9 protein-coding genes are annotated in these 11,457 nt (G+C 52.8%); 4 read left to right on the plus strand and 5 right to left on the minus strand.

Annotated elements, in window-relative coordinates; genetic code table 11:
* Positions 1-36: 36 nt before the first annotated feature.
* Positions 37-1,290 (minus strand): methyl-accepting chemotaxis protein, encoded by a 1,254-nt coding sequence (locus tag LG52_RS13870; protein WP_044732380.1) that lies wholly within the window; start codon positions 1,288-1,290, stop codon positions 37-39.
* A gap of 657 nt (positions 1,291-1,947) precedes the next feature.
* On the opposite strand from LG52_RS13870, the gene LG52_RS13875 reads away from it, so the two are divergent.
* The 4 genes from LG52_RS13875 to LG52_RS13890 are packed head-to-tail and all read left to right on the plus strand — an operon-like array spanning position 1,948 to position 8,323.
* Complete coding sequence (locus LG52_RS13875; RefSeq protein ID WP_044732381.1) at positions 1,948-3,879, plus strand: IucA/IucC family protein; 1,932 nt, start codon at positions 1,948-1,950, stop codon at positions 3,877-3,879.
* The gene (locus LG52_RS13880) at positions 3,876-5,882 is read left to right on the plus strand and encodes an IucA/IucC family protein (RefSeq protein WP_052523731.1); all 2,007 of its coding nucleotides are present in this window, start codon (positions 3,876-3,878) and stop codon (positions 5,880-5,882) included. Before LG52_RS13875 ends, LG52_RS13880 begins: the two co-directional genes overlap by 4 nt.
* A gap of 12 nt (positions 5,883-5,894) precedes the next feature.
* Complete coding sequence (locus LG52_RS13885) at positions 5,895-7,133, plus strand: MFS transporter (protein ID WP_044732383.1); 1,239 nt, start codon at positions 5,895-5,897, stop codon at positions 7,131-7,133.
* Positions 7,121-8,323: a type III PLP-dependent enzyme gene (locus LG52_RS13890; RefSeq protein ID WP_044732384.1), complete on the plus strand. Its 1,203-nt coding sequence runs from the start codon at positions 7,121-7,123 to the stop codon at positions 8,321-8,323. The genes LG52_RS13885 and LG52_RS13890 overlap by 13 nt, the downstream gene beginning before the upstream one ends.
* A gap of 42 nt (positions 8,324-8,365) precedes the next feature.
* On the opposite strand, the gene LG52_RS13895 is transcribed toward LG52_RS13890, so the two are convergent.
* The 4 genes from LG52_RS13895 to LG52_RS13910 form a co-directional block, all read right to left on the minus strand.
* On the minus strand, positions 8,366-8,779 hold the full coding sequence (locus LG52_RS13895; RefSeq protein ID WP_044732385.1) for an RDD family protein: 414 nt from the start codon (positions 8,777-8,779) through the stop codon (positions 8,366-8,368).
* Between the two features lie 295 nt (positions 8,780-9,074).
* Positions 9,075-10,601 carry a PP2C family protein-serine/threonine phosphatase gene (locus LG52_RS13900; RefSeq protein ID WP_044732386.1) on the minus strand — a complete coding sequence of 509 codons (1,527 nt, stop codon included), beginning with the start codon at positions 10,599-10,601 and terminating at the stop codon, positions 9,075-9,077.
* Positions 10,602-10,607: 6 nt separating this feature from the next.
* Positions 10,608-10,940, minus strand: a complete 333-nt coding sequence (locus LG52_RS13905) for an STAS domain-containing protein (RefSeq protein ID WP_044732387.1) — start codon at positions 10,938-10,940, stop codon at positions 10,608-10,610.
* Between the two features lie 17 nt (positions 10,941-10,957).
* Positions 10,958-11,362 (minus strand): ATP-binding protein, encoded by a 405-nt coding sequence (locus LG52_RS13910; protein WP_044733273.1) that lies wholly within the window; start codon positions 11,360-11,362, stop codon positions 10,958-10,960.
* Between the last annotated feature and the right edge of the window lie 95 nt (positions 11,363-11,457).

An 11,457-nucleotide genomic window follows, 5' to 3' on the forward strand; every position in this document is an offset into this window, starting at 1 on the left:
CCCCCTCTTTCTCGGAGAAAGCGTCCTTTTCCTCACTCACACAGAAAATTTCTTCAGCATTGCCCGCATCTCGTCCGCCATCTGACCGAGCGATGTCGACGAAGAGGCGATTTCCTCGACGGAAGCCATTTGTTCCTGCGTTGCTGCCGATACGTTGGCCGCACCGGACGCTGACTGTTCGACAATATTGGTCATCTGTTGGAGTGCGTCGCTCACTTGGCGGGCATGCTCCGTCATTTGCTCGATGGCGGACGATACTTGTCCAATTTGTTGGCTCACTTGGCCGACCTCTTCGCGAATATGGGCAAATGATTGGCCGCATGCCGCCGCAACGTTCAATCCTTTCGCCACTTCGGAGATCACCCGTTCGGTAGACGCAACCGCCCGCTTCGTTTCTTCTTGAATGTAACCAATCAGCTCGGAAATTTGTTGCGCTGAGCGCGCTGATTGTTCTGCGAGCTTCCGCACTTCATCTGCGACAACCGCAAACCCTTTCCCTTGCTCACCGGCGCGCGCCGCTTCGATCGCCGCATTGAGCGCCAACAAATTCGTCTGTGATGCAATGCCGGTGATCGCTTCCGTAATCTGTCCAATCTCGTTCGAGCGCTCCCCAAGCCCTTTCACCACTTGGCCGAGCGTTTGCACATGATCGTAAATGAACTGCATTTGCTCCGACATTTGTCCGATTGACTGCTTGCCGTCCTCTGCTTTCGCCGACGTTTTCTCGGCGCGGTGCGCCACATTTTTCGTATGGCAAGCGACGCCGCTCAATGTTTGGGAAATATCATGCACGGACGCGGCGGTGGCGCGGACAGCATCGGCCTGCTCCTCCGCACTTGCTGCAATCGTTTCCATCGTCGCCGCAATTTGCTCTGTCGCTTTCGTCGTCTGTTCGGCGACAGCAGCAAGCTGCTGAGAATATTGCGCTACTTCTTCGGCATGATGTTGGATTTGCCCCATCACACTTTGCCAAGCGTTTGCCATATCGTTTAATGACGCCGCAATCGGTCGCAGCTGCTGTACGCGATCAAGCGGTATGCGCACCGTCAAATCTCCCCCTGTCATCTTGCCTAAATGTTCATTAATAACGGCAATTGGTGCAACAAACCGCCGATAGTTGAGCGTTGCTGAAACGAAACCGAGCATCGCGCCAAACAGCACCGTAGCAACAAGCGTCCACCAAAATGCCGCCCCGCGAATGCCGTTGACCAGGCATGTCGCAAGACCGATCGCCGCTGTGCCAGGAATGACAACGAACATGGTGCGAATGATATAAGCGCTTAACGACAATCCATTCTCCTCCTTTTTTCTATCATCAAAAAACTTTATACTACTGCTATAGCAATTTGACATATTCGTCAACGTGCATTGGTTTTCCTTCTTTAGCACCCAATCGGACATCCTTTATATGACAGGGATTCATCAAAAGTATCAGAAAACGTTATTATATCAAGGTTTTAGCCCCTCTTCGAATCTTCACTTATTAAGTGAAAAGCAAAAAAACGTTATTTTTCCTTCAAATTGCCGACCTCTTAGGCGGAACCTCTATATTCTCCCTCCCATAAATCGAACTATATAGATGTAATTTGAAGCTTTAACATTTGTCGCTTTTGCTGAGCATTTGATCGACTGTCGGGCGAACGAACAACGCGCTTTCAGACCCATGTATGGGTCTGTGAAGCGGGTGGTTGTTCGGTCTTCCGTCACGAAAAGGCGTGACGGAGGCAAGCCTGTGGCTTGCCTTCAACAGTCGAAAAATGGACAAGCCACTTTTCCGTCAAGGATATGTTAACCTTTTTCGTTGCATCTATATAGTCAGTTTTTCTTACTCTCCTCCTAATCTCTTAGACGGAAAGACTATTTTTTTAATTCTTTATTGAAAATGATAATCATTTATATTATGATATTTAACGATATTGATAATCATTATCAAACGGAGGGGTCCCATTGAATTCATCCATCCTCTTTCTCACTGAGGAAGAAGAAACATATCGATATTTGCAAACGGTCGATCCATCGTTGGCTCGTTTGTTTTTGGACACCTTGCCGAACAGCCGTCAACGCATAGCCAACCGACTGCTGCAGGCGCTTATTCGCGAACAGCTCCTCAGCCCAGATCGCGTTGTTTGGGAACAAACCGGCCACAAATTGGAGCTTTCCATCCTACTCTCTATGAAGAAACGAATCACAGCGGCGGTAATGGAACGGTTTTCCTTAGGGCATTTTACCGTTGCGCGCCTTTGGCTGCTTGATCAGAAGGAGCGAAAGCCTCTCTCCTCTCCCTTGGAGCTGCTCGAGCTGCTTCAACGCGAAGGGCTCATCAGTTGTGCACCAAATTGGGACGGATTTTGCGCCGAAATCGCCAACAGCGTGATCAACGACGCGCTTGCCCAAGCCGCGGCCGAGCGGCGTCGCTGTCGATGGCGCGATACATATGGAGCAACGTACTCGTCTTCGCTCGAGTGGGTGCGTGCCCAGCCGCAGCCGTTCAGCCCTCTCACCTTTTACGAACAAACGGTCATTGACGGGCATACACTACACCCGTGCGCCAAAACGCGGCTCGGCTTCAGCGTCCAAGACATGATCGACTATTCGCCGGAATGGGAAGCGAAAGTCGCTCTCCCCTTGCTGGCGGTGCGCCGCAGCCATTGCCGTTTCATTTCCTTTTCCTACGGACGGATGGCAGATTGGGTTTACGAACAAGATAAAACGTTGCAGGCCGTTGTGCAAAAAGCGTTGCGGGCATACGGCCTGTCTGAATGCGAATACGACGTCATCCCTGTCCATCCATGGCAATGGAAACACGTCATCCAACAGCGTTTCCAAAACGAACTGGCCGCAAAAACAATCGTTCCGATCGATGGTGGCGTACTGCCTGCTTATCCGCTCGTTTCCGTGCGGACGTTCATGATCCCCGGCGCTTCCGGCGATCATTTGAAAACTCCGATCAACGTGCAAATGACGAGCGCCATCCGCACTGTATCTCCGGCGGCAGCGGCCAACGGACCACGCTTATCGCTTTGGCTGAACGATGTGCTCGTCAAAGAGCGGCTTGCTCCCCGCTTTCAGGTCGTCAGCGAAACAGCGGGCATCGCTTTCTCGCCGCAAGGTCGGACAGACAACGAGGATGCCGCTCTTGCCAAACAGCTCTCGGCCATCGTCCGAACCAATCCGGAGCGCGATTTGGCGGAAAGGGATATCATGATGCCAGCCGTGACGCTTCTTGCCCCTTCCTTCCTGAGCGGCAAACCGGTGGCAGCTGAGCTCGTTGAGGAATATGCAGCCAATCAGGGGGCAAGCTCCGTGCGCGAGGCGGCTGTATGGTTTTTCCGGCAGTATGCGGAAATGCTCGTTCCGCCGTTGCTCTTGCTTTTATGCAAGTACGGAATCAGCTTGGAAGCTCACTTGCAAAATAGCCTTCCGGTCTTTCGCTCCGGCGCGCCCCAGTCAATGCACGTTCGCGACTTGGGAGGAATCCGCCTTCATTGCGGCCGCTTCGGTCGCCATCGCTATCCGCTTGACGAGCTCGCGCCTTCAAGCATCGTGACAGCAGATCTTAACGAGTTGCGGCATACGTTCACCCATGCCGTCATTCACAACCATCTTGGCGAGCTGATCGCCTGCCTCTCCCGCACGTTCTCTATCGACGAGGCACTCCTTTGGCAGGCCACAGCAGATGTAATGGAGAATGCATTTGCCGCGCTGACCCGTGACAGTGAAACAGAAGAACAGGCAAGGCAAGATCGGGACGCGCTCTTCTCCCCGGTGCTGCCGATGAAAGCACTTGTCGCTATGCGCTTAACCGATGATCTTCGCAACCGATTCATTGAAACAGCTAATCCGCTGGCCAAATGGAAAAGAGAGGAATGGGAACAATGAACACGCGTTTATCCCTCCGGACAGCTGATATCATCCTTTATCCATACGAACAAGAATGCGCCGAGTTCATCCAAAAACGATTTCCTGAATGTCTCTCCGCTTATGTCCGCCATGTCATGCGGGCACGGACGACGATCTTGCAACGAACCGTAGCTGCATTGCTGCGAGAAGACGTATTCGGCTTGTACTCACATTCGTATGACTTACAAGTGATCGGCTCGGTATATATGACGAACTGGCACAGACTGGCGCCAGAATGGGAATCGGTTGTTCACCGGCTGCCAGATGCCAATTTGCAGGAAGGGATCACGTATAAACTGTTTCCGGTCGCGTCCGGCCAATGTTTTCTTATTCCCATCCGCGGCGAATCAGCCTTCCGCCAATGCGACATCGGCGAAGAGGTCGTTTGGATCGGCGAAGGCATCCAAACGGTGCGGGACGCCCTTTCCTTCCTTTCGTTGCTAACGCCGCTCATCAAAGCGGCCGGCGAGGAACAAGCATGGGCGCAGCTGGCGAAAGAATTGGAAAACGGAACCTCCAACTTGGCGTTGGCTTATTGGCATTTTGAAAAGGAATGCCAAACGATGCGGAAGGAAGCGGACAATTTGTTCACCTATATCGAACAACGACAAATCGATCCATCGTTTTGCCCGGCGCTGTTTTTCGAGCAGCTTTGCATTGAAGGGCATCATCTTCATCCAAGCGCCAAAACGAAACTGCCGATGTCCCCTAAAGACGTATTTGCTTACTCGGCTGAGTTTGGCGGTCAACCGCAGCTACGGATCGTCGCCGTCCGACGCCATTTGTGCGATTTCCATTTTGACGGATACAAGGATCCGAACACATTCCTGCTCGATCATTTTCCGTCGTTGCGCGGCCCAGTTGCAGAACGCTTCCAGCAAACCAAAAAGAAACTAGAAGACTATGTGCTCGTGCCTGTCCATCCTTGGCAATACGAACATGTCATTCCTAACGTCTATCGTGAGGAATTGCGCGACGGCCGCCTTTGGCTGATCGAAGGAGCGGTGATCCCAACGCAGGCGACCGCCTCGTTCCGAACCGTTTTGGCGAAAGAAGCGCCGCTGTATATAAAAACTGCCGTCCATAGTCAAATGACCTCGACGGTCAGGTCCATTTCCTCCCAGTCAGCCAACAACGGCGCAACGTACAGCCGGCTGCTTCGCACCATTTTGGAAAGAGAGAGGGACTTGTCCGCTATCTTCCTTCCTGTTTGTGAAATCGGCGGCTGCTCGTTCCGCTCTAAAGATCCAAATAAAGCACGGAACTTATCGGTCATTTATCGGGAAGGGCTGGATCGCTTTGTCGATGAAGGGGAAATCGCCATTGCCGGCACCGCTTTATACGCCTCATCACCATTCAGCGGCCAGCCGATTATCAACGATATTATTGAAGCGTATGCCAAGGGAATCGGCCGTCCATCATCTCAAGAAACGGCGCTTTCCTTTCTTCACGAATACGTCGGCATCGCCGTCCGTGGCTTTCTAACGTTGCTCGTCAAGTACGGCATTGGCCTGGAAGGACACTTGCAAAATACCGTTCCCGTTTTCCGGCAAGGGAAACCGATGAAATTGCTGTTTCGCGACTGGGGAGGCATCCGTTTGTACCGGCCGCGCCTTGAGCGCCAAGGATTCAATATCGATGTCCGTCCCGATTCAATCACGATTACGGATGATTTGCGAGAAGCACAAAACAAAGTGTTTTATACAGTCTTTCAAAATCAGCTTGGCGAAATCATCCGTCATATCAGCCGCCAGTGGGGCATTGCCGAGGAACAATGCTGGATATGCGTCCGCCGCCAATGTGATGAGGTGTTTGCCAAATTGGCCAAAGACCCAAACCTAAAACGAGCAGTACACGAAGACCGCCAGGCCTTATACCGGCCGCACATCGATCATAAGGCACTGGCAAAAATGCGGCTGCAGCCAAAAGCGAAAACGTATTGTTTCGTTTCCGTTCCCAATCCGTTGGCAATGAGTCGATAAGGGGGAGTTGACATGCTTCTGACATCGAAAAAACCATCCCCCTCTTTTGCGCTATTTTGGCGCCCGTTCCGGATTTATTGGAGCGGAACATTGCCGGCGCGCATCGGGGAGTGGACTGATTTCGTCATCCTAAACTGGGCTGTGTTGCAGCTTTCCCGCTCGTCGCTCGACCTAGGCGTTCTCAACGCCTGCCGGCTGTTGCCGATCTTTCTATTCAGTTGGCTCGGCGGCGTGCTCGCCGACCGCCTGTCCCGGCGCCAAGTGCTTGCTGCCTCCTTGCTGGGCATGGCAGGTTTTACTTTGGTGATCGCTTGGTTGCTGCGCGAGCCATCTTCATTAATTTGGCTGTTTGCCGCTGTCTTTGTCCGTTCGATCTTTATGGCCATGGAAACGACCGCGCGCAACGCCTATATCGCAGACCTTGTTCCAAACGAGGCGCTCTCCAGTGCCATTTCGTTGCATACCGCCGCTCTTCACATCGGGAAAATCATCGGCCCGGCAGCGGCTGGATGGGGGCTCTCTTCACTCGGCGGCGTTTCACTGCTTATCGCCTACAGCACGATGCTCGTTATCGCAGCTTTTGCTGTATTGTCATTAGAAGAGAGCCGCCCCCGCCGTCCAGTTGCGCGTCCGGCAGACAGCAGCAAAGGGGAGGCGATCCGTTACATCAAGCGCACCCCGCTCGTTCGGGGGCTGCTTCTTCTTTCAATCATCCCGATGACGTTTGGCTTTGCCTATTCAGCGGTCACCCCTCTTCTTGTTGACGCGTTGGCCAACGGCGATGCCGGGGATTTCGCCGTGTTGCTCTCCGTCTCATCCGCCGGGGCATTGCTCGGCACGATCTGGCTTTCCTTCCGGCCGGTCGAGGCGATCGGCAAATGGCTCATCGTCTCTTTGCTCGCTTTTTCTCTATCGTTGCTTCTATGGATCGTCTTATTTGAACATTCGCTGCTTTGCTTAGCCGCCATGGCACTGGCCGGTTTGACCGGGCAACTATACCGGACGTTATGCCGCCTGGCCATCCAGCTGGTCGTTCCGGATCGATTGCGCGGACGGGTCATGAGCATCGCTTTAATGGACCGCGGCTTCATCCCGCTCGGCACCCTTTTGCTTACGACTCTTGCCGAGTATGTTGGAGCGAAAATCGCTGGCTATACAATGGGATGGCTCTGCCTTCTTTGCGCCCTTGCCTTTTGGCGGCGAAAAGAACTATGGAACATCTCTACAGGAGGACGAATATGGAACGATTGAACACCGTCATTCAAGCCATTATAGAACGCAAGGCAAAACAGCAGGGTCCACTTTGCGCCTATGTATATGACTTAGACAGCCTCCGCGTCCATACAGCCAGCTTGTCCGCCTCCCTTCCTCCTTCCGTCCGGCTCTTTTACGCTGTGAAAGCGAACGCGGATGAACGCATCTTGCAAGCAGTTGAGCCGCATGTCGCCGGCTTTGAAGTCTCCTCAGGCGGCGAGCTGCAAAAAATACGCCGCCTGTTTGCCGATTCTCCAGTCATTTTCGGCGGTCCAGGAAAAACAGATGAGGAGCTGGCCGCGGCGATTGAGGAACGCGTTGCACTCATTCATGTCGAAAGCGTATGGGAATTGCAGCGGCTGAATTGGATCGCCGACAGGAAGCAAACAACCGTGCGTGTACTCCTGCGGGTCAATTTGCGCCAAGCCGCCTCAGGCGCCACATTGCATATGGCGGGAAAACCGACCCAATTTGGCATCGACGAACAACATATCGCCGAAGCGATCCATACGGCATTGACTCTTCCGTCTATTGATCTGCAAGGATTCCATTTTCATTCGATGTCCAATCATACAGATGAACAGGCTCATCTTTCCTTTATTGAAACGTGCCTGTCATTTGTCGCGCAAGCGGAAACGACGTACGGGCGGCGGTTTCCCACAGTAAACGTTGGAGGGGGAATCGGCGTCCATTACAGCGATCCCGATCGACAGTTTGGCTGGCACTGGTTTGCGAAAAAGTTGCATTCGTTGCTATACTGCCAAGCGTCACCACGGACCGTCATTTTCGAGCTCGGCCGCTTTGTCGCCGCCCATAGCGGCTACTACGCGTCCGAAGTGCTCGATCTGAAAAACAATTATGGAACGCATTTTGCGATTCTCCGGGGCGGCACCCACCATCTCCGGCTGCCGGCAGCCTGGAAAATGAACCATCCCTTTCTCGTCATTCCCATTGATGAGTGGCCATATCCCTTTGACCGCCCATCTTTACATAACCAGCAGGTGACGTTAGCTGGCGAATTGTGCACGCCAAACGACATATTGGCTCGGGATGTGCCTTGCGCCCGCCTTCGCGTTGGCGACATCGTATTGTTCCGCTGCGCCGGCGCCTACGGCTGGGACATTTCCCATCATGATTTTTTAAGCCATCCGCATCCGGAATTTATTTACCTCGAATCGTCGATGTAAAAACAGCGGGCCTCCACTCGGAAGCCCGCCTTTTTCCATTGTTTACACCGTCGGTTTTTCCGTTGTCACATACGTCCCAGCGATAAAATCGTGAATCGACCGTTTATCTTCTCTCGCAGCGACCATAATCGCACTAATAATGAGACCGATGCCGAACGTGATAAAGTATACGAGTCCACCAACAAACGAACGCAAAAACATCGTTCCGATGCCGACTTTGCCGCCATTCACTTTCGCAATTCGGATGCCAAGCATCCGCTTGCCGACCGTATACCCGTACCAGACAGCCGGAACGATTAACGCGTAAAGGATGTTCGCCAACGACGTAAACCAGTTCGTTTCCCAACTGCCAGTAATGAGATAGCCGATGATCGAAATCGGAATGCCAACGACAATGGCGTCCAACAAGTTAGCCAGCAGCCGCTTCCAAAATCCAGCCGGATTTGCCACCGCCATATGCCTTCCCTCCTGTTGCCTTTTCTATATTGTATTCGCAATCAACAGCATAATTGTCACCTAAATTGCGGAAAGGAATCTATACTATAGTTTGGTGTTTGCCGCCATCTTGGGTGGCAGGAGTGAATTTGCCCGTCTTTTCACAACACGTAAAAAGGATAGCCCAAAAGGCCATTTTTGCAACCGCCTCCCCTTTGAGGGAGACAAGCTTGACTGCCGTGCCATTTCATACATAAAGAAAAAGCAGCTTGTGAAGCGGATCGATCATCCGAATATAAGCGGCTTTTCGCCTCACTTAGCCAAGCTTGGCCACCACCGCCGAAAAATCGTCCGGAAGCGGCCCTTTTTGCGCAAAATGACGGCGCAGATGGGCCAAAAGCATCCGCTCATTCAATAAAATATGCGGCGCCAGCGCGTCGCGAAGCGCCTCGATCTTTTGCCGAACGGATCCCTCCCCCCCTTCAATCGCCCCGTCGGAATACAACACAAGCGTTGCCCCTGGCTCGTAGCGCAACCGGCCGCTGTCGACAAAAAGGCGCGGAAGCAGCCCGATCGGAGCGCAGCCGCGGTCCAACTCCGCCACCGTTCCGTCCGGTTGGAACAAAAACCCCGGCGGATGGCCGGCTGATGCATATTCAATCATCCGTTCCTTGACATCCACAAGAACATACACGGCGGTGAAATAATACGTCATCCGCCCGTTTTCATGGTACAACTGGCGCATATGGCGGTTCAGCTCGCGAAACACTTCCGTCGGAACGATCCCTTTGCGGATGACGCCGTTTAAGAGCGAGCGGATCGACATGCAAATAAGCGAGGCCGCCGCCCCGTGCCCCATCACATCCATTAAAAAAATGCCGTACCGCTGTTTGTCGATCGGATACCAGGCGTACATATCGCCGCCCAGCTCCCGCGATGGGATGTACGTTCCGGCAATGTGAATTCCTTTGGCCGACAGCGGCTTGCTCAACACGCGCTTTTGCACCTCGCGGGCCAGCCGCAAGTCATCTTTCATCGCTGCGATGTATGAATTCTCGTAAGTTAGACTGGCAAATAAAAACAAGTAAAACGCAATTCCTCCATCATGGCCGGGCACAGCCCGCACCGTCGTCTGCCTGACATAGACCGAACCGTTTTTCCGCCGCCAGCGCATCCACCCCCTCCATTCTCCACTTTCCCCAGTTCCCGCTCGAATCACCTCATAAAGCCAAGCCTCGTAATAACCTGCATAAAGCGTATGCAGCGGCTGACCGACGATTTCTACACCATGGCCAGTGATTTTTGTGAACGCCGGATTGACAAACTGAACGACGAACTGGCCATCGGTTACGAGCATCGCCTGTTCCATCGCTTTATACACTTGTTCAGCGAGCTGCCGTTCATTCTCGTTTCGCTTTGCTTCTGTCAAATCCGCGACAACCCCGCTGACGAGCCTCACTTCCCCGAATTGGCCAAGCACAGGAAACGTCCGTTCAAGCACCCAACGGACGGAGCCATCCCGCTGATTGATGATGCGATACGTTTGGGCGCCCGCATCCGCTCCCGAAAGGAGCGACCATTTTCTTTCCGCCTTGGCGCGGTCATCCGGGTAGGACACTTTTGCCCATATGTCTTGATCGCGGTAAAAGTCGTCCGGAGGCAGGCCGTACAGCTGCTCGCATGATGACGAAATGAACAAGATCCGCCTTTGTTCGGGCGCTGCAAGCCAATACACATAATCGCCCGGCCCAACGAATACATTCATTTTTTCCAAGGCGAGAAGCAACTCCCGCCACGCGAGGTGGTCATAACGTTGAACATATTCCCAAAACCCATCCACCATAGAGCGTCATTCTCCACTGAAATAATCCATGGCTTCCTTCTCTGTGGCAAATAGTTTGATAAACGAAGAAAATTTGACGATATGGAAAATTTCTGCGAGCGACCCTTCCACTCCAGCAATGACCAACTCTTTTTGTCGGGCTCTCGCCTCCATGACGCTGTCAGCGAGGACACCGAGTCCGGCGCTGTTAATGTAGTTGACCCCCTCCATGTTGACAATCAATTGGTCCGCCCGTTTGTCCAGCAACTTTTCCAGCGTTTGACGGAACGATTCGACGTTGTTTAACGTAATATCTTCTGCCCATGTCAACGTGCAAATTGCCCTTTGTCTCATCCTCATCTTGCTTCCTCCAATAGTCAATCTTTTTTTTTGCACTTGCACATGCACAACAAGACGTTGTTTCCCGCTCGCTTCACGTATACATCGTCGACGATATGGGCGATCAGCTGCAGCCCCCTGCCGCGCGGCCCAGTGTTGACGACGTCCGTTTGGGCTACGGAGAAGCATCCCCCTCGCTGCTTGACAATGATCATAAGCTGTCTTGCCTCAATTTTCCAAAATATCCTAAATGGCAGTTTTCTCGTTTTTTGACAATATTCATACGCATTCGTGCACGCTTCCTCTGTCGCTAGCCGAAGAAAAAGGCAATCGCGCGGCAAAAACCCCATTCTCTTCGCCAGTTCATCGGTAATGTCCATCGCTTTTAAAATGTCTGCCGTTTTCATGATCGCCATCGTTCGGATCATGGCCGCAGGCTTCATCGGCATTCCCCTATCCTTGTTATGCTTATGCGCCGGCCAAAGCAGCATGGCAGCTTTTCCACTATTGCACGTTCCAGCGCTTGGGAAAACAGATT

The organism is Geobacillus kaustophilus (assembly GCF_000948285.1).
Taxonomy (GTDB): Bacteria; Bacillota; Bacilli; order Bacillales; family Anoxybacillaceae; genus Geobacillus; species Geobacillus thermoleovorans_A.

Coding starts and splice junctions, on each gene's coding strand:
- LG52_RS13900 (WP_044732386.1), bottom strand. CDS start 10,601: ATGGTGGATGGGTTTTGGGAATATGTTCAACGTTATGACCACCTCGCG.
- LG52_RS13890 (WP_044732384.1), top strand. CDS start 7,121: ATGGAACGATTGAACACCGTCATTCAAGCCATTATAGAACGCAAGGCA.
- LG52_RS13905 (WP_044732387.1), bottom strand. CDS start 10,940: ATGAGGATGAGACAAAGGGCAATTTGCACGTTGACATGGGCAGAAGAT.
- LG52_RS13885 (WP_044732383.1), top strand. CDS start 5,895: ATGCTTCTGACATCGAAAAAACCATCCCCCTCTTTTGCGCTATTTTGG.
- LG52_RS13910 (WP_044733273.1), bottom strand. CDS start 11,362: ATGAAGCCTGCGGCCATGATCCGAACGATGGCGATCATGAAAACGGCA.
- LG52_RS13895 (WP_044732385.1), bottom strand. CDS start 8,779: ATGGCGGTGGCAAATCCGGCTGGATTTTGGAAGCGGCTGCTGGCTAAC.
- LG52_RS13880 (WP_052523731.1), top strand. CDS start 3,876: ATGAACACGCGTTTATCCCTCCGGACAGCTGATATCATCCTTTATCCA.